The 20,169-nt window shown below is 67.4% G+C and carries 19 protein-coding genes; 2 read left to right on the forward strand and 17 right to left on the reverse strand.

The window, feature by feature from the left end:
* Positions 1-55: 55 nt before the first annotated feature.
* The 6 genes from BCR55_RS03755 to BCR55_RS03780 form a co-directional block, all read right to left on the reverse strand.
* Entirely contained in the window at positions 56-1,087 is a 1,032-nt protein-coding gene (locus tag BCR55_RS03755; protein ID WP_006400966.1) for an aspartate carbamoyltransferase catalytic subunit, read from the reverse strand.
* Positions 1,088-1,160: 73 nt separating this feature from the next.
* Complete coding sequence (pyrR, locus tag BCR55_RS03760; protein WP_059875438.1) at positions 1,161-1,673, reverse strand: bifunctional pyr operon transcriptional regulator/uracil phosphoribosyltransferase PyrR; 513 nt, start codon at positions 1,671-1,673, stop codon at positions 1,161-1,163.
* Complete coding sequence (gene ruvX / locus BCR55_RS03765; protein WP_006400968.1) at positions 1,660-2,109, reverse strand: Holliday junction resolvase RuvX; 450 nt, start codon at positions 2,107-2,109, stop codon at positions 1,660-1,662. Before ruvX ends, pyrR begins: the two co-directional genes overlap by 14 nt.
* Positions 2,106-2,684, reverse strand: coding sequence for a YqgE/AlgH family protein (locus BCR55_RS03770; RefSeq protein WP_006400969.1), 579 nt, complete (start codon positions 2,682-2,684; stop codon positions 2,106-2,108). The genes ruvX and BCR55_RS03770 overlap by 4 nt, the downstream gene beginning before the upstream one ends.
* 180 nt (positions 2,685-2,864) lie before the next feature.
* Positions 2,865-4,181 (reverse strand): hypothetical protein, encoded by a 1,317-nt coding sequence (locus tag BCR55_RS03775; protein ID WP_065494201.1) that lies wholly within the window; start codon positions 4,179-4,181, stop codon positions 2,865-2,867.
* Positions 4,182-4,285: 104 nt separating this feature from the next.
* Positions 4,286-4,456, reverse strand: coding sequence for a rubredoxin (locus BCR55_RS03780; RefSeq protein ID WP_006400971.1), 171 nt, complete (start codon positions 4,454-4,456; stop codon positions 4,286-4,288).
* A gap of 251 nt (positions 4,457-4,707) precedes the next feature.
* Here BCR55_RS03780 and BCR55_RS03785 point away from each other — a divergent pair, with 251 nt between their 5' ends.
* Complete coding sequence (locus BCR55_RS03785) at positions 4,708-5,574, forward strand: hydroxymethylpyrimidine/phosphomethylpyrimidine kinase (RefSeq protein ID WP_012467504.1); 867 nt, start codon at positions 4,708-4,710, stop codon at positions 5,572-5,574.
* A gap of 189 nt (positions 5,575-5,763) precedes the next feature.
* On the forward strand, positions 5,764-6,984 hold the full coding sequence (locus tag BCR55_RS03790) for an ISL3 family transposase (RefSeq protein WP_006397282.1): 1,221 nt from the start codon (positions 5,764-5,766) through the stop codon (positions 6,982-6,984).
* A gap of 62 nt (positions 6,985-7,046) precedes the next feature.
* On the opposite strand, the gene groL is transcribed toward BCR55_RS03790, so the two are convergent.
* The 11 genes from groL to BCR55_RS03845 all read right to left on the reverse strand — a co-directional run bounded on the left by groL (position 7,047) and on the right by BCR55_RS03845 (position 19,875).
* Complete coding sequence (gene groL / locus BCR55_RS03795) at positions 7,047-8,687, reverse strand: chaperonin GroEL (protein ID WP_006400973.1); 1,641 nt, start codon at positions 8,685-8,687, stop codon at positions 7,047-7,049.
* A gap of 45 nt (positions 8,688-8,732) precedes the next feature.
* A complete protein-coding gene (gene groES, locus BCR55_RS03800; RefSeq protein WP_006400974.1) occupies positions 8,733-9,026 on the reverse strand; it encodes a co-chaperone GroES in 294 nt (97 codons plus the stop codon).
* A 374-nt stretch (positions 9,027-9,400) separates the two neighbouring features.
* A complete protein-coding gene (locus tag BCR55_RS03805) occupies positions 9,401-9,910 on the reverse strand; it encodes an SRPBCC family protein (protein ID WP_006406354.1) in 510 nt (169 codons plus the stop codon).
* 39 nt (positions 9,911-9,949) lie between these two features.
* Positions 9,950-10,540, reverse strand: a complete 591-nt coding sequence (locus BCR55_RS03810) for a DUF1571 domain-containing protein (RefSeq protein WP_083211768.1) — start codon at positions 10,538-10,540, stop codon at positions 9,950-9,952.
* A gap of 38 nt (positions 10,541-10,578) precedes the next feature.
* Complete coding sequence (locus tag BCR55_RS03815) at positions 10,579-10,998, reverse strand: quinol oxidase (RefSeq protein ID WP_065494906.1); 420 nt, start codon at positions 10,996-10,998, stop codon at positions 10,579-10,581.
* A 23-nt stretch (positions 10,999-11,021) separates the two neighbouring features.
* On the reverse strand, positions 11,022-11,801 hold the full coding sequence (locus BCR55_RS03820; RefSeq protein ID WP_083211769.1) for an anti-sigma factor: 780 nt from the start codon (positions 11,799-11,801) through the stop codon (positions 11,022-11,024).
* On the reverse strand, positions 11,801-12,316 hold the full coding sequence (locus BCR55_RS03825) for a sigma-70 family RNA polymerase sigma factor (RefSeq protein ID WP_048995272.1): 516 nt from the start codon (positions 12,314-12,316) through the stop codon (positions 11,801-11,803). Before BCR55_RS03825 ends, BCR55_RS03820 begins: the two co-directional genes overlap by 1 nt.
* A gap of 27 nt (positions 12,317-12,343) precedes the next feature.
* Positions 12,344-12,703, reverse strand: a complete 360-nt coding sequence (locus BCR55_RS03830) for a hypothetical protein (protein ID WP_065494204.1) — start codon at positions 12,701-12,703, stop codon at positions 12,344-12,346.
* Positions 12,704-13,013: 310 nt separating this feature from the next.
* Entirely contained in the window at positions 13,014-17,270 is a 4,257-nt protein-coding gene (locus BCR55_RS03835; protein WP_065494205.1) for a hypothetical protein, read from the reverse strand.
* A 513-nt stretch (positions 17,271-17,783) separates the two neighbouring features.
* Entirely contained in the window at positions 17,784-19,028 is a 1,245-nt protein-coding gene (locus tag BCR55_RS03840; RefSeq protein WP_065494206.1) for an FAD-binding oxidoreductase, read from the reverse strand.
* A 67-nt stretch (positions 19,029-19,095) separates the two neighbouring features.
* The gene (locus BCR55_RS03845; RefSeq protein ID WP_065494207.1) at positions 19,096-19,875 is read right to left on the reverse strand and encodes an ABC transporter substrate-binding protein; all 780 of its coding nucleotides are present in this window, start codon (positions 19,873-19,875) and stop codon (positions 19,096-19,098) included.
* Positions 19,876-20,169 lie beyond the last annotated feature (294 nt).

The following is a 20,169-nucleotide window of genomic DNA, read 5'->3' on the forward strand; positions in this document are numbered from 1 at the left end:
TGTCTGTGAATGCGTTGAATGCGTTGAATGCCTGGATAAGGAGGCGCGAAGCGGCTCAGTCGTTGTTGCCGGCGACGATGCCCATCACGGCCATCCGCACGGCGATGCCGAACGTGACCTGGTTGAGGATCACCGATTGCGGGCCGTCGGCGACCTGCGAGTCGATCTCGACGCCGCGGTTCATCGGGCCCGGGTGCATCACGATCGCGTCGGGCGCGGCGAGCGCGAGGCGCTCGGGCGTGAGCCCCCACGTCTTGAAATACTCCTGCGCGGACGGCAGCAGCGCGCCGCTCATCCGCTCGTTCTGCAGGCGCAGCATGATGATGACGTCGACGCCCTTCAGCCCTTCGTCGAGGTTGTGGAACACCTTTACGCCCATCTGCTCGAGGCCGCCCGGCAGCAGCGTGCGCGGGCCGATCGCGCGCACTTCGGGCACGCCGAGCGTGGTCAGCGCGTGGATGTCCGAGCGCGCGACGCGCGAATGGAGGATGTCGCCGACGATCGCCACGCGCAGCTTCGTGAAGTCGCGCTTGTAGTGGCGGATCGTGTACATGTCGAGCAGGCCCTGCGTCGGGTGCGCGTGGCGGCCGTCGCCGGCGTTGATCACGTGCACGTGCGGCGCGCAGTGCTCGGCGATCAGGTACGGCGCGCCGCTCGATGCATGACGCACGACGAACAGGTCCGCATGCATCGCCGACAGGTTGTTGATCGTGTCGAGCAGCGATTCGCCCTTGCTCGTCGAGGAAGCATTGATGTTCAGGTTCAGCACGTCGGCCGACAGGCGCGTCGCGGCGATCTCGAACGTCGTGCGCGTGCGCGTCGAGTTCTCGAAGAACAGGTTGAACACGGACTTGCCGCGCAGCAGCGGCACCTTCTTCACTTCGCGGTCCGTCACGCTGACGAACTGCTCGGCCGTATCGAGGATGTGGTTGACGATCGAGCGCGGCAGGCCCTCGATCGACAGCAGATGCTTGAGCTCGCCGTTTTTCGTGAGCTGCGGGTTGCCCTTCAGGAAACCGTAGCGGAACCGCTCGGGGCTCGCGGCCGCCGCGGGATTGCCGGTGCGGCCAGTGGTGTCGGTGGTCATGGTGTGCGTGATTCCAACTATGCAAACGGGCCGCGGCGCGAACCGGCGGCCCGGGATACGGTTTCGCGGTCGTTCAGGCGGCTTGCGCCTCGACGTTCAGCGTGAACTGCGAATCGTCGCGCGCGAGCACGAGCGTCGCGCCGGCCGGCACGTCGAGCGTGCCGCCGGCAAAGCGCGCGGCGACCGGCAGCTCGCGTCCGCCGCGATCGGCGAGCACGGCGAGTTCGACGGCAGCCGGACGGCCGTAGTCGAACAGTTCGTTCAGCGCGGCGCGCACGGTGCGGCCGGTGTACAGCACGTCGTCGACGAGCACGATGCGCGCGCCGTCGACGTCGAACGGCAGCGACGTCGGGCTCGCCTGGCTGTGCAGCCCCTTCTTCGCGTAGTCGTCGCGATGCAGCGCGACGTTGACGACGCCGAACGCCGGCGCGCCGAGATCGCGCGCGAGGCGCTCGGCAAGCCAGGCGCCGCCGCTGTAGATGCCGGCGAGCCGCGGGCCGCCCGATTCGGCGAACGCGGTGCCGTACGCGGCACGGATCTGGTCGAGCAGGGCGCGGTACAGCGCCTCGGCGTCAATGGGGCTCATGGTCGGACAATTGATCGAGATACTGTTGAAGGATCACGCGCGCGGCTTCGGCATCGAGCATGTCGGCGCGTGCGCGGCCGCGCACGTTGCGCTCGCGCATCCCGGCCTCGGCTTCGACCGACGAATAGCGTTCGTCGACCCACGTGACGGGCAGCCCGAAGCGGCCGTTCAGCTGGTTGCCGAAGCGCTTCGCCTGCTGCGTCATGTCGTGCGGCGTGCCGTCGGGATGCATCGGCAGCCCGACGACGAGCGCATCGGGCCGCCATTCGGCGAGCAGTTCGCCGACGGCCTTGAAGCGGTGTTCACGGTTCAGGTTGGGGATCACGACGAGCGCGCGCGCGGAGCGCGTCAGCGCATTGCCGATCGCGACACCGATTCGCTTCTCGCCGTAGTCGAACGCCAGGAGCGTCGCATCGCGCGCGCTCGTGCCGCTCATGCGTGCCCTGCTTCGCCGGACAGCGTCGACGAACTGACGCCGAGCAGACCGAGCGCGGCTTCGAAGCGCTCTTCGGCCGGCGTGTCGAACACGATGCGCGGATCGGCGGCCACCGTGAGCCAGCCGTTGCGGGAAATCTCTTCCTCGAGCTGCCCGGCGCCCCAGCCTGCATGGCCGAGCGTCAACAGGAAGCGTTTCGGGCCGGTGCCCGTTGCGACCGCCTCGAGCACGTCCTTCGACGTCGTCATCTCGAGCCCGCCCTCCACCGACATCGACGAGCTGTAGTTCGCACCCTCGACCGGCTCGTGCAGCACGAAGCCGCGCTCGGTCTGCACGGGGCCGCCGAAGTACACGGGGATGTGCAGCAGCGGCTCGATCTCGAGCTTCAGGTCGATCCGGTTGAACAGCGATTCGAGATCGATATCGGTAGGACGATTGATGACGAGGCCGAGCGCACCGCGCTCGCTGTGATCGCAAAGATAGACCACCGTTCCCGAGAACGTCGGATCGGCCATGTTGGGCATGGCGATCAGGAACTGGTTGGTGAGATTGATGCGATCGGAAGGCTTTGACATGGTTTGAATTTTAGCAAAGACGCTGCGGCCTGACCGGGCCGCGATCAACGAGCAACATCGCGACGCGCTGGCAATGACGCGCGCGATTACACGGCACTCTAACACGCGCGCGGGCGCTGTCGGGAGCGCGTTGCAGCGGCGCCGGGCATGGCCGCCGCGCCATGCCGGCCGGCGTTCCGCTCAGGGCCGGCCGAGCGCCGTACCGAGCGCTTCGGACCCCGCCGTGAGGTCCGGCGGCGCGACGCCGGCCGCAATCTTCAGCAGTGCGGCGCGCAGCATGTCGGCCGCGCGCGCATGCGCGTCGCGTGCGCTGCCGGCGAGCGGCAGCCCGTGCGCGGCGCGGCGCCATGCGAGGCCTAGCGTATCGGCGAGCAGCGCTGCGTGGCCGAGCCCGAGCGCGCAAGCGGCCGCGCCAACGCGGTACGCGGCGGCGGACGCGCGCCATGCCGCGCCGGCATCCGCGGCCGCGGGATGGGCCGACAGGTCGGACATCGACGCATCGGCGGTCTGCAGGAAATCCTCATACGCATGTGCGTTGACGGTCACGACACCGAGCGTGCGCGTCGGTGCGGCGGCGAGCGCGTCATGCTCGGCGCGTGCCGCATCGGCTTCCCACAGCGCTTCGGAGCCGGGCGTGCCGGCCACGTGCCAGTCGACCGTGAGCCCATAGTCGTGCAGCACGTCGACGAGCGCGGCGTCTTCGGCCGCCGCGCCGAACAGCGCGAAATCGCGCCACAACAGAGCAACCGTTTCGCGCACGAGATCGGGCGGTGCGTATGGCCGCCCGTTCGCGTGTTCGGCAAGCAGCAAGTTCGTGCGCGCCAGAAAGCGTTTCAGATCGGGCGCCCCGCTCGCACGCAGCGCGCGCATGCACGCTGCGGCGAGGCGCCAGAAGTCGTACGGCGTATCGTCGGCGAGCGCGGCGGCGATCGCGTCGAGTTCGTCGAGTGCGGGGCCGGATGCCGGATTCTCCGCACGCAGCGCGCCGAGCAGCGCTTGTTCATAACGGGCGCGCACGCGGGCCGCGAATCCGTCCGGCAGCGCACGCAGCGACGCGGCCGGCACCGCGCGGCCGACGAGGGCCAGCGCGTCGAGCGGAACGGCCGCGGGCACACCGCCGCCCGTCAGCGCGCGCAGCGTACGGAAATGGGCAAACAGGACCGGCGAGCACGCGAGTTCGCGCAGATTGTGCCGGCCGACGGCCGCACGGAAATCGCGCAGCGCGGCGCGCCACGCGGCGACGTCCGCTTCGCCTGCCGTCGCCGCGAACGGCGCGCCGGCAGCCAGCTGGCCCGCGAATCTTGCGGCCGGCAGCCAGCCGGCTTCGGCCAGCACGGCCGCCGCTTCGGCGAGCGGCGCCGCGGCATCGGCGTGCCGTTCGGCTGCATGGGCTGCATCGGCCGCGGCGGCGAGCGCCGCGTCGGCCGCGCGCACGGCGCCGCCGCGCGGATTGGGCAATGCATCAGGAGGGGGAACGGTCGCCGGTTCGGACGTCATGGACACGCGCGCGTGGGGTCGTCAAGCCGCTCGCGCGGGCCGCGGCGCGCGAGCGCCGGACCCGCGCGAGGCCAAAGCGGAGTGTCCGTGCGGCAAAGGTCCGATCAGATCTGGACCATTTCGAAGTCTTCCTTGCGGGCGCCGCATTCAGGACACGTCCAGTTGATCGGAACGTCTTCCCAGCGCGTGCCCGGGGCAATGCCCTCGTCCGGCAGCCCGGCTTCTTCGTCGTAAATCCAGCCACAAATCAGGCACATCCAGCTCTTGTATTCCATCTTAAGCCGCGTCGGGAAAGTCGGTAAATTCGGGAGCCATGATGGTACCGTGTCGGGGCCGGACTGCCTAGCAATCGCGCTGGAGTGCAGCGACTACGTTGTGCTGCGCTAAAAAATCCGTCGTATCGGCCGGATTCCACCGCATAATGGGCGCACAGTGCGGCCTGCCGGGCAACACGGGGCCCGACGGCCCGTCGCCTGCTGCCGCCGCACCTCCGTCGCTTCCCCGTATTTTTCTTGCCCTTTTTTCCATGTCCAGCAACGCCCCTCCGATCGTCCTCACCTTCGGCCTGTCCGATCCCACCGGCGGCTCCGGCCTCCAAGCCGATCTGATGACCCTGGCGAGCATGGGCTGCCACGGCGTGTCCGTCCTCACCGGCTATACCGTGCGCGACTCGGCTGCCTGCGATGAAGTGACCGGCCTCGATCCCGACATCGTCGCCGCGCAGGCGCGCATGCTGCTCGAGGACATGCCGGTCGCCGCGTTCAAGATCGGCGCCGCGACGCGCGCGGAAGTCGTCAGCGCGATCGCCGAAGTGGTCGCCGACTATGACGGCGTACCGCTGGTGCTCGCGCCGGACTTCACGCTCGACGACGAGCACGTGCTCGCCGCCGACGATCTGCGCGAGTCGATCGCCGATCTGCTCGCACCGCAGACGACATTGCTCGTCGCCGATCACGCGACGCTGATCGCGCTCGCGCAGCCGGACGGCGATGCGGAAGCGCCGAATCTCGATGCGGCCGTGTCGCATCTGCTGTCGCAGGGCTGCGAATACATCCTGTCGTCGGAAACGGGCTCGCACCGGCTCGTGAACACGCTGTACGGCGAGGAAGGCCAGCTGCGCGAAGACATGTGGGACCGCTCGCCGCACCGGCTGATGGGCATCACCGATACGCTCGGCGCGGCGATCGCGGCGCTGCTCGCGAACGGCCAGGAGCCGCCCGAGGCCGTGCGCGAAGCGCAGGAATATCTGTATCAGGCGGTACGCGACGCGTTCCGGCCCGGGATGGGTGCGTATCTGCCTGACCGCTTCTTCTGGGCGCGCAGCAACGAGGACGCCGATGCGCCGCCGGCCGCCGCGGTCGAACCGCTGCCGCGGACGTCGCATCGGCATTGAATCCGCGCGCGGCCCTTCGCGGATCGCGCTGATTCGGCCGCCGCCGGCCGTCCCCTTCGCGCCGCGCACAGATAAAAAAAGACCCGCATCGCTGCGGGTCTTTTTATTGGTTCATCGCAGGAAACCGTGGAGGGTTTGAGAGCGATTGCGTAACCTGACGCCTGACTTTAAGGACGTCAGGAGAGGCAATTGCTCGATCGCAAAGCACTTGAGGCACTGGGCTGCTGGACGGGTTACCGGCTGGAGCGTGTGGAATGGCCGGAAGGCGAAGGCCGTACGCTGTCGCTGTATTTAAAGCCGGTCGGCAAGATCATGTACTGCGAGCAATGTGGGGCACGCTGCCAGCGGATCCACGAGACGACGGTTCGTCGGGTGCGTGACTTGCCGCTATTCGAATACCGAGTGGTGTTGCATGTGCCTCGTCGCCGGGTCTGGTGCGAACGCTGCGGCGGCCCGCGACTGGAGAAGCTGGCGTGGCTGGGCCGTTACCAGAGAGTGACGGAGCGCTTCGCCAAGGCTTGCGAGAAACTGCTGCAAGCGGCCAGCGTGCAGGCGGTGGCGGCCTTCTACGATCTGGGCTGGCACACGGTCAAATCGATCGACAAGATGCGCCTGCGGGCGCGCGTGAGCGAGCCCGATTGGTCAACGATCCGCTATCTGGCGATGGACGAGTTCGCGCTGCATAAAGGTCATCGCTACGCCACGGTGGTGGTCGACCCGATCAGCCGGCAAGTACTCTGGATCGGACCGGGACGCTCGCGTGAGACGGCCCGGGCCTTCTTCGAACAGCTTCCCGAAGGCGCGGCCAAGCGTATCGAAGCGGTCGCGATCGACATGACCACGGCCTATGAACTCGAAATCAGGGAACAGTGTCCGCAGGCGGAAATCGTCTTCGACCTGTACCACGTCGTGGCCAAGTACGGCCGCGAAGTGATCGATCGGGTGCGGGTCGATCAGGCCAATCAACTCCGACATGACAAGCCAGCCCGCAAGGTTCTGAAGTCCAGCCGCTGGCTGTTGCTGCGCAACCGCCACAACCTCAAGCCGGATCAGGCCGTGCACCTGAAGGAATTGCTGGCGGCCAATCAGGCGCTGTTATGCGTCTACGTGTTACGTGACGAGCTCAAGCGGCTCTGGTTCTACCGAAAGCCGGCCTGGGCGCAAAAGGCTTGGGAACAATGGTTCGAGCAGGCTCAGCAAAGTGGGATCGCGGCCCTGCAAAAGTTCGCCGAGCGTCTGCAGGGCTACTGGCACGGCATCGTGACTCGCTGCCGCCATCCGCTCAATACCAGCATCGTTGAAGGCATCAACAACACCATCAAGGTCATCAAGCGTCGAGCTTACGGGTACCGCGACGACGAATACTTCTTCCTCAAGATTCGCGCCGCGTTCCCCGGTAATCCTCGATGAACCTTTTTATTTGGCTGGAGCACGCATCGCTGCGCGCTCCGGACTTCATCGACCGAAGTCGATTACATGTCCATGCCCATGCCGCCCATGCCGCCCGGCATGCCGCCCGGCATCGGTGCATCTTCCTTCGGCAGTTCTGCGACGGCTGCGTCCGTCGTCAGCAGCAGGCCGGCAACCGAAGCTGCGTTCTGCAGTGCGGTGCGCGTGACCTTGGTCGGGTCGACGACGCCGGCTTCAACCATGTCGACGTACTCGCCCGTCGCTGCGTTGTAGCCGTAGTTGCCCTTGCCTGCAGCAACGGCCGCCACGACGACGCTCGCTTCTTCGCCACCGTTCGTGACGATCTGACGCAGCGGCTCTTCCATTGCGCGCAGCACGATCTTGATGCCGGCGTTCTGGTCAGCGTTCGCGCCCGTCAGCGATGCGATCGCGGTGCGTGCACGGATCAGCGCAACGCCGCCGCCCGGGACGATGCCTTCTTCAACGGCAGCGCGGGTTGCGTGCAGCGCGTCTTCGACACGTGCCTTCTTTTCCTTCATTTCGACTTCGGTCGCAGCACCGACCTTGATCACTGCCACGCCGCCGGCCAGCTTCGCCACGCGCTCTTGCAGCTTCTCGCGGTCGTAGTCCGACGTCGCTTCTTCGATCTGCGTGCGGATTTGCTTGACGCGCGCTTCGATGTTCGCCGCTTCGCCTGCACCGTCGATGATCGTCGTGTTTTCCTTGCCCACTTCGATGCGCTTCGCCTGGCCCAGTTCTGCCAGCGTTGCCTTCTCGAGCGTCAGGCCGGTTTCTTCCGCGATGACCTGGCCGCCGGTCAGGATCGCGATGTCTTCCAGCATCGCCTTGCGACGATCGCCGAAGCCCGGCGCCTTGACCGCAACGGTCTTCAGGATGCCGCGGATGTTGTTGACGACCAGCGTAGCGAGCGCTTCGCCTTCGACGTCTTCAGCGATGATCAGCAGCGGACGGCCTGCCTTCGCGACTTGTTCGAGCACCGGCAGCAGATCGCGGATGTTCGAGACCTTCTTGTCGTGCAGCAGCACGAACGGGTTCTCGAGGACGGCGACTTGCTTGTCCGGGTTGTTGATGAAGTACGGCGACAGGTAGCCGCGGTCGAACTGCATGCCTTCGACGACGTCGAGCTCGTCGGCAAGCGACTTGCCGTCTTCGACGGTGATCACGCCTTCCTTGCCGACCTTGTCCATCGCTTCAGCGATGCGATCGCCGATCGACGAGTCGCTGTTCGCCGAGATCGCGCCGACTTGCGCGATTTCCTTGTTCGTCGTGCACGGCTTGCTGATCTTCTTCAGCTCTTCGACGGCAGCTGCAACGGCCTTGTCGATACCGCGCTTCAGGTCCATCGGGTTCATGCCCGATGCGACGTACTTCATGCCTTCGCGGACGATCGATTGCGCGAGGACGGTTGCCGTCGTCGTGCCGTCGCCTGCGTTGTCGCTGGTCTTGGAAGCAACTTCCTTGACCATTTGCGCGCCCATGTTCTGGAGCTTGTCCTTCAGCTCGATTTCCTTCGCGACCGACACACCGTCCTTCGTGACCGTCGGGCCGCCGAAGCTGCGCTCGAGCACGACGTTGCGGCCCTTCGGACCCAGCGTGACCTTCACTGCGTTGGCGAGAATGTTCACGCCTTCGACCATCTTCGCACGGGCCGAATCGCCGAATACGACGTCTTTAGCTGCCATCTTCTAACTCCTTGAATTCTTGGGAATATGTACCGTTGTGGACGCTTACTTCGCGTTGACCACGGCCATGATGTCTTCTTCGCGCATGACCAGCAGCTCCTGGCCGTCGACCTTGACGGTCTGGCCCGCGTACTTGCCGAACAGCACGCGATCGCCGACCTTCACGTCGAGTGCGATCGGGGCGCCCTTGTCGTCGCGCTTGCCCGGGCCGACGGCCAGGACTTCGCCTTGATCCGGCTTCTCAGCAGCTGCGTCGGGGATCACGATGCCCGAGGCAGTCTTGGTTTCCTGATCCAGGCGCTTGACGATCACGCGATCGTGCAAAGGACGAAGGTTCATATTCACTCCTCTCTTGACTGAGATTGAAGAACGCTTAGGGAACCTGCCCGGCCAGAGGCCCGGCAGAGAATTGTTAGCACTCTCGTGCAGCGAGTGCTAATTATATGGACGGGTTTTGACAAATTCAAGAAGAGATACCGGGGCTTTTTTTGCGCCGCGTCGGGCGCGCGGGAAGGCAGGAAAATGCAGAAAAATCCTTTTGAAACAACGGGATGGAGATTCGATGCGAAACCGGCGGCGGCCCGTGTTAGGGGATTCCCCGATCATCGTTCCCCGATTGGACAGCAGGACCGCGGCGAGTTCCGCACTATTTCGCGTACGTTGAAAAAAGTGCGTCGGCCCTGCCGGCGGGACGCGACCGGCTGGCGTCGGCGTCACGCTTCCGGGCAGCCCTCGAGCGGCCGGAACGTCCGGCCGTCGGTCTCGACCGTCGCGCCCAGCAGCCGCGCGAGGCCTTTCGCGCCGTCGCGCATCACGACATCGTGATTCCATGTGAACAGCGGCCGCGCGATCGGTTCCAGCCACTTCATCCAGCGCGCGTGCGTGCGGATGTGCCAGTCGTAGCGGACGACCGTGCGCGCGCCGTCGGCGACGAACGACCAGCGGCCGTCGCCTTCGATGGCACCGCTCGCGCGGCCTTCGAGCACGTGCGGCGGCTCGACGCGCCGCACGCGCATGTCGAACGTCAGCCGGTACGGCAGCGCGCCTTTCCATGTATAGCGGTGCAGCGCCCCGACGCCGCGCGCGTCGCCGGCCTCCAGTTCGACGGTCCGCACGGCGCCCTTCCACCAGTCGGGCCAGCGGTCGACCTGGTAGATCGCATCCCAGACGGCCATCAGCGGCGCGTCCACGTGCCACGTCGTCGAAAACCGGTATTCCGCCATGCAGCCTCCGGCGCGCCGTTGCGCAGCGTCGAATCAGGATCAGGGCGCGAAAAAACGCTCGGGGAACGCGACGTCGAGCTCGATGTCGTCGAGCGTCACCGTTTCGAGCGGCTCGCCGTCGTCGTCCGCGAAGCTGACGACCTTGCGCGGAAATCCGTCCTCGGTATCCAGCCACAATCGGTAGCGATGCACGCCGTCCACCGCCTGCGCCGGCGCGCCCGTCACCGATACGCGCAACGTCGTGCGCCCGCCGACCGTCTCCTCGCCTTCGCTCACCGTCGCCCCGCCCTGCTGCAGCGCGTGCACGTTGCGAAGCAGCTGGCCGATGTCCGACCGGTCGACGCGATGGCCGCTGCGGTCGCGCACCATCGGATTGTCGGGCGCCAGCGTCAGCGCCGGCGGCATATGCACGCCGAACGGACGCAGCCGAACCTTGCCGTCGTCAGGATCGTACGCGAGCACCGCGCCGTGGTGCGGCGACACGAAGTCCATCCGGACGAAGCCCGGTTTCAGATAGGCATAGCGGATTTCGGTGTGCTCGCCGCTTCTCGCGGTCGAACGGATCGTCGCGCGGTACGAGTGCACGTGGTCGAACTGCGACTGCGCAACGGTCACGGGATCGGCTGTCATGCTCGCTCCTATCAGGCTCGCGGCCAGCAACGCGGCGATCACGGCGCCGCCTCGACGTCCAGTACGCCTTCCATGCCGCGCGCGCGATGGCTGCCGAACAACGGCAACCGGTGCGTGCAATAGTAGGCAAAGCGGCCCGGTTGCGTCGGCGTGAAGCGGAAGGTGCGCGGCGTCGTGGCGAGTTCCGTGCGCACGTCGATGCCGGCCTGCGGCGCATCGATCCGGAAACTGTGCGGCACGATCCCCGGCTCCGCCGACACCGTCAGCTCGACGGGCGCCCGCGCCGTCACGATCACGTGGTTCGGCCGGAAGAAATAACTGCCGCCGACGATCGTCACGCGCTGTACGCCGTCCGGATCGACCGGCACGCGCACCGGGGCATCGTCGTCCGCGTGGGCAAATCCGGTGCCTGCTGCGAGCACAACCAGCCCTGCCCATACCGCCGCCATCGCTTTCATCGTTCGCTCCGTGCGAGCGCGCGTCAGCCGCTCCACGCGCCGACCGGTCCGCCGAGTGCGCCGCACGCCTCGATCGCGAGTTCGCGAACGCGCCGCTCGTCGCCACCGCCCGACAGCGCATAACCCATGCCGCGATCCGACCAGAAATACGTGTAGCGACCTTCGGCCGACAACGGCTGCGGCGCCACGCGCCGCGCGTCGTAGGCGGTCATGTAGAGCGTCACGCGGTCGCCGTCCGCGCGCTGGTACATCAGTTGTGCGGCCGGCCCTGCATCGCCGGGCAGCAGACGGCCGCCGAGCAGCGCGTAACCGTATTCGCCGAGCGACGGCGCACGCACCGGCCGCCCGAGCCGCGCGGACAGCCACACGGCCAGACGGTCCGGGTCGCGCGCATCGACTTCCACCGGATGATCGCGGTCTGCCGCATAGACAGCGTACGCCGCATCGGCGCGCGTAGCGAATTCCGGAGCGGTACGCAGTGCGGTCCAGCCCGCGTGCAGCGCGATGCCGATCAGCAGCCCTGCCGCGAGCCCCGCGAGCGCGTAGACGAATCTGGGCCGGCGCGATGCGCGGCGCTGCACGAACAGCGCCGACGTGGCGGGCGGCAGCGGAAACAACGCGTGCAGTGCGTCGCGCTGGGCGCGGTAATGCGCGAACCGGTCCGCTTCGCGCGGATCCGACTGCAGACGTTCGAGTATCTCGCGGCGTTCGTGCGCGGACAGCTCGCCGTCGAGCAGCGCCGACAACAGCTGCGCCGACGCTTCGTCGTCCCGACCGTCCGAAGGTGTACGCGACTCGTCCATCATGTCTTCCCGATCACCCGTAACGCGGCCGTGCCATGCGTGGCCGGTTCGCCGGACAGCAGCGCCCGCATCTGCTCTCTCGCGCGCGACAGCCGCGACATCACCGTGCCGACCGGCACGCCGAGCACCCGCGCGGCATCGCGGTAGCTCAGCTCTTCGAGTGCGACCAGCAGCAGCACCTCGCGCTGCTCGACCGGCAGCCGGTACAGTGCGCGCTGCACGTCGCGCAGCATCAGGCCGCCCACGTCGCCGGGCGGCGCGGCGAGCGTCTGCCATGGCGCCGTCGCGTCGTCGACGGCCACTTCATGCCGCGCGCGCAACTGATCGATGAAGCGGTGACGCAGCAGCGTCAGCAGCCACGCGCGCAGATTGCCGGCATCGCGCGGCGGCCGGTTCAGCGCGCGCTCGAGCGTATCCTGCACGAGATCGTCCGCCCAGGCCCGATCGCCCGTCAGCGCGCGTGCATACCGCGTCAGATGCGGCAGCCACACCAGCAGGTCCGATTCGTAGCTCATGCGCCGATCCCGCGCGCGGCACGGCCGTCAGGGATGCGCGACGTGCCAGACGCCGCCGATGCCGTCGCCGCCCGCATCGCCGGCCTTGCGATCCATCTTCCAGCGATACAGCGGACGACCGTTGTACGCCCATTGCATCTTGCCGTCGTCGCGCGCGACGACGCTCAGTGCGCCCGACGGCTTGTCGTACGCATCGGCGAGCGCCGGCGGCCAGTTGGCCGCGCACGTGCCCGTGCACGCGCTCTTGCCCGGTGCGTCGCGGTCGAACACGTAGAGCGTCATGTGCTCGTCGTCGACCAGCTTCCCGTCGCCGACCTGCGGCGGTTCCGCGGCCGCCGGCCGCGCGATCGCAGCCGTCAGCGCGACGGCGAACAACATCGTTTTCATTCCCGTTCTCCTTGGCGTCGCGATGCGACATCGCATACGTTCACGGGACGCCGACTGCATCGCGATCATGATGCGCCGCGCGAGCGAGTCGCGTCCCGGTACGTAAACGAACGGGCCTGGCAGGTTATTCCATGCGGTCTTGCAATCTTCCATCGCGCAATCTCGCGATCGTGCCGATGCTCGATGTGACTGCGATGGGTCGACGCACGAACGCGCGACACCAAACAAAACGCGGCATGACGTTACCGTCATGCCGCGTCCTACGACCGGATGCGCGGCGGGCAATGCCGCCGCGCGTACTGCTCCGGCGTTACTTCGACAACCCGCCGGTCAGCGACTGGATCAGCGACGACACCGGTGCCAGCGGATTGTTCGCCGCGCTCGTGCCGTTCGAGTGCGTCGAGACCGACAGGCCCGGCGCCGCGCCCAGCGTCGTGCCGACCGCGTTGACGACCGTGGCGGCCGCGTTACCGCCGGCCGTCAGCAGTCCACCGACTGCACCGGTCGTGCTGCCTGCCGCACTCGCGCCCGAGCCGAGCACGCTGCCGCCGGCAGCGGCACCGGAGCCGAGCAGGCTGCCACCCGCCGCCGCGCCCGAACCGGCCACGCCCGACAGTGCGCTACCCGCCTGGCCGATCGCCGACGAACCGCTCGCGGCTGCACCGGTCAGCGTGCCCACCGTCTGCGACAGCGATGCGCCGGCGTTGCCGAGCACGCCCGTCACCGAACCGAGCGCACCGGTCACTGCACCGCCCGCGTTGCCGCCGCCCGTCAGGCCGCTCACGAGATTCGTGATCGGCGCGATCGGGCTGTTGCCGCCGCCTGCTGCGCCGGACAGCGTCCCGACGACCTGGTTGACGACGCCCTGCACCGGAGCGAGCGGACCTGCGCCGCCGCCGAGGTTGCCCAGTGCGCCCGTTACCGAGCTCACTGCGCCGCCGAGCGCGCCCGTGGCCGAGCTCAGCGCGCCGCTGAGCGCGCCGGTCGGGTTGGCATTGCCGAGCGTGCCGACGACCTGCGTGACGACGCCCTGCACCGGCGCGAGCGGGTTCGTGCCGCCCAGATTGCCGAGTGCGCCCGTCACCGAGCCCAGTGCACCGGTCACTGCGCCGGCCGGGTTGCCGCCGCCCGTCAGACCGCTCACGAGATTCGTGATCGGCGTGATCGGGCTGCCGCCGCCCGCCGCACCGGACAACGTGCCGACGACCTGATTGACGACACCCTGCACCGGCGCGAGCGGGCCCGCACCGCCGCCGAGGTTACCCAGCGTGCCGGTGAGCGTGTTCACCGCATTGCCGAGCACTGCAGCCGGATCGCTGCCGCCGAGCGTGCCGGCGAGCTGCGTCACCGCGCCCTGCACCGGCGCAAGCGGACCGGAACCGCCACTCAGGTTGCCAAGGCCGGCCGTGATCGTGTTCACGGCGTTGCTCAGCGCGCCGGTCGGGTTGCCGCTGCCGAGCGTGCTCGTGACAGCGCCGACGGCGCCTTGGGCCGTGTTGACGACGCCGGTCAGTGCGCCGGTCGGGTTTGTGCCGCCGAGTGCGCCGGTGACCGAGTTCACCGCGCCCTGTGCCGTGGTCACGACACCGTTCAGCGCGCCGGTCGGGTTGTTGCCGCCCAGTGCGCCGGTCACCGTGCCGATCACGCCGTTCAGTGCACCCGTCGGGTTGCTGCCGCCCAGTGCGCCGGTCACGGAGTTCACCGCGCCCTGCGCCGTGGTGACGACACCGTTCAGGGCGCCCGTCGGATTGTTGCCGCCCAGTGCGCCGGTCACCGTGCCGATCACGCCGTTCAGTGCACCCGTCGGGTTGCTGCCGCCCAGTGCGCCCGTCACCGAGTTCACCGCACCTTGCGCCGTGGTCACGACACCGTTCAGGGCGCCGGTCGGATTGTTGCCGCCCAATGCGCCGGTCACCGTGCCGATGACGCCGTTCAGTGCGCCAGTCGGGTTGCTGCCGCCCAGTGCGCCCGTGACCGAGTTCACCGCACCTTGCGCCGTGGTCACGACACCGTTCAGGGCGCCGGTCGGGTTCGTGCCGCCCAGCGCGCCGGTCACGGAGTTCACCGCACCCTGTGCCGTCGTCACGACGCCGTTCAGCGCGCCAGTCGCGTTCGTGCCGCCCAGTGCGCCGGTCACCTTATCGACCACGCCGCTCAGCGCGCCGTTGGGATTCGTGCCGCCCAGTGCTCCCGTGACCGAATTCACTGCGCCTTGTGCCATCGTGACGACGCCGTTCAGTGCGCCAGTCGGATTGGCTCCGCCCAGCGCGCCCGTCACCTTGTCGACCACACCACTCAGCGCTCCGCCCGGATTCGTGCCACCCAGTGCTCCCGTGACCGAATTCACTGCGCCTTGTGCCGTCGTGACAACGCCGTTCAACGCGCCCGTCGGGCCATTGCCACCCAGCGCGCCGGTGACCGTGCTCACCACGCCGTTCAACGCACCGGTCGGATTCGTACCGCCCAGTGCGCCGGTCACCTTATCGACCACGCCGCTTAGAGCACCGCCCGGATTCGTGCCGCCGAGCGCCCCCGTCACCGAATTCACTGCGCCTTGTGCCGTCGTGACGACGCCGTTCAGTGCGCCAGTCGGGCCATTGCCACCCAGCGCGCCGGTGACCGTGCTCACCACGCCGTTCAACGTACCGGTCGGGTTCGTACCGCCCAGTGCGCCGGTCACCTTATCGACCACGCCGCTTAGAGCACCGCCCGGATTCGTGCCGCCGAGCGCCCCCGTCACCGAATTCACTGCGCCTTGTGCCGTAGTGACGACACCGTTCAGTGCGCCAGTCGGATTGGCTCCGCCCAGCGCGCCCGTGACGGAATTCACCGCGCCTTGCGCCGTGGTCACGATGCCGTTCAATGCGCCGGTCGGGCCATTGCCGCCGAGCGCGCCGGTGACCGTGCTCACCACGCCGTTCAACGCACCCGTCGGGTTGCTGCCGCCCAGTGCCCCGGTCACCTTATCGACCACACCGCCCAGCGCACCACCCGGATTCGTGCCGCCCAGTGCGCCCGTGACCGAATTCACCGCGCCTTGTGCCGTCGTCACGACACCGTTCAATGCGCCGGTCGGGCCATTGCCGCCGAGCGCGCCGGTGACCGTGCTCACCACACCGTTCAGCGCGCCAGTCGGATTGTTGCCGCCAAGAGCGCCCGTGACCGTGTTGACGACACCGCTCAACGCGCCGGTCGGATTGCTGCCGCCCAGCGCACCGGTGACCGAGTTCACCGTGCCCTGCACCGTGCCGACGGCACCGTTCAGCCCGTTGCTCGCCAGATCGAGCACCGCTTGATCCAGCGCGCCGTGCGCAGCGACGATCGTGTTGACTGTATTGGTTGCGGTGTTCACGACACCGTTCAGTGCACCGGTCGGGTTATTGCCGCCCAATGCGCCCGTGACCGTACTCACCACACCGTTCAGCGCTCCGCCGGGATTCGCGCCGCCCAGCGCGCCGGTCACCGAGTTGACCGCGCCTTGCGCCGTCGTCACGACGCCGTTCAATGCGCTCGTCGGACCATTGCCACCGAGGGCGCCCGTAACCGTACCGACCACGCCATTCAATGCACCCGCCGGATCGTTACCGCCCAACGCGCCCGTCACCGTGCTGACCACGCCGTTCAGCGCACCGGTCGGATTGTTCGCGCCACCCAGCGCACCCGTGACCGTACCCACCACACCGTTCAATGCGCCCGTCGGATCGTTACCGCCCAGCGCACCCGTCACCGTGCTGACCACACCGTTCAGTGCACCGGTCGGATTGTTCGCGCCGCCAAGGGCGCCGGTAACCGTACCGACCACACCGTTCAATGCACCCGTCGGATTGTTCGCACCGCCAAGTGCCCCCGTGACCGTGCCGACCACGCCATTCAACGCGCCCGTCGGATCGTTGCCGCCCAACGCACCCGTCACCGTGCCCACCACACCGTTCAGTGCACCGGTCGGATTGTTCGCACCGCCCAGCGCACCCGTCACCGTACCAACCACGCCATTCAACGCACCCGTCGGATCGCTTCCGCCGAGCGCGCCCGTCGCCGTCCCGATCGCGCCGCTCAACGCCCCGCTCGCCGTATTGAGCGCACCCGTCAGCGCGCCAGCCGGATTGTTCGCACCACCCAGTGCGCCCGTGACGGCACCGACGGCACCGCCCACTGCACCGCTCACCGCGCCACCAACCGCACCGCCCGCATTGCCGCCGCCGAGCGCGCCGACCACCTGCCCGACTGCGCCCTGCACCTGCCCGAGCGGATCGACCGTGCCGCCCCCGGCGCCGCCGAGCACACCGGTCACCGTATGCGCGACACCGTTCAGCACGCTGCCCGGATTGCCGATCGACGTGCTGATCGAGCCCGACCCGGATGCGGTCACGTTAACCGAGCCCAGCGGCGTCGTGCCCGTCGCCGTGAGGCTCGCCGATACGCCTTGCGACGGCGGATTGACGATCACCTGCGGAATCGAGAGTCCATCGAGCGGACCGGCCGCGGCAACCGCCGACCCCGAAGCCAGCACCCCGAACGCGGCCGCTACGGCCAGCGCCCCACCCGTCAATTTAAAGTTATTTCCCATCGTGACCTCATCTCGGTTGGCACTTCATTGATAAAGCACGGGGACAGGTTGCATGAAGTGTGCCATCGCGAAATTCACGCGGAATTTCACGATTTATTGCGATGCAATAACCGAGAAAAGCCCGACTCCATTAAGAAATAACGAAATACGACGGGTCAATCTTCATACGAGAAAACGGCGCCGCGCAGAAACGTAACGTAACGTTTGCGAGCCGCAAGGTAACGTGTTCCGGTACATTTGCGAACGATCGTTTCGACAGCATCGCGGACGCCCAATCGGATCGCTATAGATATTCCTTTTCACGAATATGAAAATGCACGGATAAATCGCGAATTTACTGGTTTTATGATTTCGCGATATCTTTCCGACGCCTTACGGGGTTCATCAGCGAATCGTCGTTTCAACTCGATTCGGATAGCAAAACGAAAAATTGTTAACGCCGAGATTTTGCGTCGATTCACCGGCGTCAATTGTTAACGGCAAATACGCACGCATGTGCGCATCGCCGAAAACTCAACCGAATCGCTCGGGCCGATACGGATGCGGATCGATGTAGGTCGGCGTGCCGGTCATCATCTCCGCGAGCAGACGCCCGGTCGCGGGCCCGAGCGTCAGCCCGTGGTGGCAGTGGCCGAACGCGAACCACAGCCCGCGATGCCGCGGCGCCGGCCCGATCACCGGACGCATGTCCGGCGTGCACGGCCGCAGCCCGAGCCACGGATCGGCATCGAGCCGTTCGCCGAGACCGAATGCCTCGCGCGCAAGCGGCTCCGCGCGCTCGAGCTGCACGCCGGTCGGCGGCGCATCGGGTAGCGCGATCTCGACACCGGTCGTCAGCCGCAGGCGGCCGCCGTCCATCGGCGCGACGACGAACCCTTGTTCGGTGTCGCACACGGGCACGCGCAGCGGCGCGCGCGTCGGCCGGTAATGCATGTGATAGCCGCGCTTCGCGCGCAGCGGAATCCGGTATCCGAGCGGCCCGAACACGCGCTCGGACCAGGGCCCGAGCGCGACGACGACGGAGCGCGCCGACATCGTCCCGTGCGCCGTGGCGACCTGCCAGCCGTCGCGTATCTGCGCGAGCGTCGCCGCGTCGCCGTGCACGAACGTGCCGCCGTCGCGCTCGAACAATCGCGCGTACGCCTTCGTGAGCCCGCCGGGGCTCGACACCGTCTTCGGATCCTGCCAGTGGAACGCGCCGCAGAACGCCTCGCCGATGCCGGGCTCGCGTGCGCGCAACGCGCGCGCATCGAGCACCGTCATCCGCAAGCCGTGCGCATGAGCGATGCGCTGCTGCGCGCGCGCTTCTTCATCGAACAGTACGGGCGAGCGAAACGCCTCGATCCATCCGCCGTCGTGTACGAGCGGCTGCGCGTCGGTGCGCGCAAGCAATACATCGTGCTCGACGACGCTCGCCGCGACGAGCGGCAGCATGTCGCGCGCGGCCGCCGCGAGGCGTTTCGGCGACGACTCGCGCCAGAACCGAGCGAGCCAGCCCGCATACGCAGGCAGCGCACGGTAGTCCCAGTAGAGATCGACCGAACGATTGCGCGCATAGCGCAGCAACGTGCCGAGCCGGCGCGGAAACGCATACGGCACGACCGACGAACGCTCGATGAGCCCCGCGTTGCCGTGGCTCGTTTCCTCGCCGGGATCGCGCCGGTCGACGAGCGCGACGCGCAGCCCGCGATCCTGCAGGTGCAGCGCCGACGACACGCCGACGATGCCGGCCCCCAGAACGATCACGTCGAAATCCATGCTTGCCCGTCCAGCGTAGAAGGTCGATGCGGCACGCGCCGGCACCGCGGCCGGCGCACGCTCGCGCTTACTTCGCGATGATGTCGCGCTTGAAGTACTTCTGCGACAGCGCGCTCAACGTGCCGTCCTTCTTCAGCGCATCGAGCGCGCCGACGACCTTCGCCTGCAGCGCCTTGTCGCCCTTGCGCAGCCCGAAGCCGGTGCCTTCGCCGAGCGTCGCCGGATCCTTGAGCGGCTCGCCGACGATCTGGTAGTCGCGGCCGGCCGGCTTGTCGAGGAAGCCCTCCTGCGCGGTCTGCGCTTCCTGCACAGCGGCGTCGAGCCGCCCGGCGACGAGATCCGCATAGATCTGGTCCTGATCCTGATACGACACGACCGACACGCCCGCATTGGCCCAGTGCGCCTTCAGGAAATCTTCCTGCGACGAGCCCTGCAGCACGCCGACGTGCTTGCCGCGCACGCTCGCGACCTCGGGCCGCAACGGCGAGCCGCGCTTCGCGATCATCACGATCGGCACCACGTAGATCGGCGGCGTGAAATCGATGCTCTGCTTGCGCTTCGCTGTGATGTTCATCGCCGAATTGATCACGTCGAACTTGCGCGCCTGCAGCGCGGGAATCAGGCCGTCGAACGCGTTCTCGACCCACACGCACTTCATGTTCAGCTTCGCGCACACGGCGTTGCCGATGTCGACGTCGAAGCCCTGCAACTGGCCGGCCGGCGTCTTGCTCTCGAACGGCGGATAGGCGGCTTCGATCCCGAAACGCAACGTGGTCGGTTCCGCGTGGACGGTGACGGCCGCGCAGGCGAGCGCCGCGGCGGCGCAAAGGGAAAGCTTCCAGTTCATGACGGGTCCTTCAGGGTTCAGCGATGAAAATCGGACGCGCGACGCGATCGCGCAGGGCGACGAAGCGGCGGCCGGTGCGGCGGGCCCGCGTGTGCGGACACGCTGCCGGGCATTCGAAATATAGACTCAAAGTCTACTATAGACTATAGGGGATACGATAATGCGAGGCCGCCGCGCCGCGTATCGGACGCCGCATACGACCCTTATCTCCTTGATTCTCCACTGCTATTCCAACAGGCAACGATTCCGGAAGCGTAGAAAAAGAAACGCTCGCCACATCCACATTGTCTATAT

Origin of the sequence: Burkholderia sp. CCA53 (assembly GCF_001685525.1) — a bacterium.
GTDB lineage: Bacteria > Pseudomonadota > Gammaproteobacteria > Burkholderiales > Burkholderiaceae > Burkholderia > Burkholderia multivorans.

What these genes read in the sequence shown, in the direction of transcription:
- groL (WP_006400973.1), bottom strand. Translation starts at nt 8,687, where the DNA reads ATGGCAGCTAAAGACGTCGTATTCGGCGATTCGGCCCGTGCGAAGATG.
- groES (WP_006400974.1), bottom strand. Translation starts at nt 9,026, where the DNA reads ATGAACCTTCGTCCTTTGCACGATCGCGTGATCGTCAAGCGCCTGGAT.
- BCR55_RS03840 (WP_065494206.1), bottom strand. Translation starts at nt 19,028, where the DNA reads ATGGATTTCGACGTGATCGTTCTGGGGGCCGGCATCGTCGGCGTGTCG.
- ruvX (WP_006400968.1), bottom strand. Translation starts at nt 2,109, where the DNA reads ATGAGCGGCACGAGCGCGCGCGATGCGACGCTCCTGGCGTTCGACTAC.
- pyrR (WP_059875438.1), bottom strand. Translation starts at nt 1,673, where the DNA reads ATGAGCCCCATTGACGCCGAGGCGCTGTACCGCGCCCTGCTCGACCAG.
- BCR55_RS03825 (WP_048995272.1), bottom strand. Translation starts at nt 12,316, where the DNA reads ATGAGCTACGAATCGGACCTGCTGGTGTGGCTGCCGCATCTGACGCGG.
- BCR55_RS03845 (WP_065494207.1), bottom strand. Translation starts at nt 19,875, where the DNA reads ATGAACTGGAAGCTTTCCCTTTGCGCCGCCGCGGCGCTCGCCTGCGCG.
- BCR55_RS03775 (WP_065494201.1), bottom strand. Translation starts at nt 4,181, where the DNA reads ATGACGTCCGAACCGGCGACCGTTCCCCCTCCTGATGCATTGCCCAAT.
- BCR55_RS03815 (WP_065494906.1), bottom strand. Translation starts at nt 10,998, where the DNA reads ATGAAAGCGATGGCGGCGGTATGGGCAGGGCTGGTTGTGCTCGCAGCA.
- BCR55_RS03785 (WP_012467504.1), top strand. Translation starts at nt 4,708, where the DNA reads ATGTCCAGCAACGCCCCTCCGATCGTCCTCACCTTCGGCCTGTCCGAT.
- BCR55_RS03805 (WP_006406354.1), bottom strand. Translation starts at nt 9,910, where the DNA reads ATGGCGGAATACCGGTTTTCGACGACGTGGCACGTGGACGCGCCGCTG.
- BCR55_RS03830 (WP_065494204.1), bottom strand. Translation starts at nt 12,703, where the DNA reads ATGAAAACGATGTTGTTCGCCGTCGCGCTGACGGCTGCGATCGCGCGG.
- BCR55_RS03810 (WP_083211768.1), bottom strand. Translation starts at nt 10,540, where the DNA reads ATGACAGCCGATCCCGTGACCGTTGCGCAGTCGCAGTTCGACCACGTG.
- BCR55_RS03780 (WP_006400971.1), bottom strand. Translation starts at nt 4,456, where the DNA reads ATGGAATACAAGAGCTGGATGTGCCTGATTTGTGGCTGGATTTACGAC.
- BCR55_RS03755 (WP_006400966.1), bottom strand. Translation starts at nt 1,087, where the DNA reads ATGACCACCGACACCACTGGCCGCACCGGCAATCCCGCGGCGGCCGCG.
- BCR55_RS03770 (WP_006400969.1), bottom strand. Translation starts at nt 2,684, where the DNA reads ATGTCAAAGCCTTCCGATCGCATCAATCTCACCAACCAGTTCCTGATC.
- BCR55_RS03820 (WP_083211769.1), bottom strand. Translation starts at nt 11,801, where the DNA reads ATGGACGAGTCGCGTACACCTTCGGACGGTCGGGACGACGAAGCGTCG.
- BCR55_RS03835 (WP_065494205.1), bottom strand. Translation starts at nt 17,270, where the DNA reads ATGGGAAATAACTTTAAATTGACGGGTGGGGCGCTGGCCGTAGCGGCC.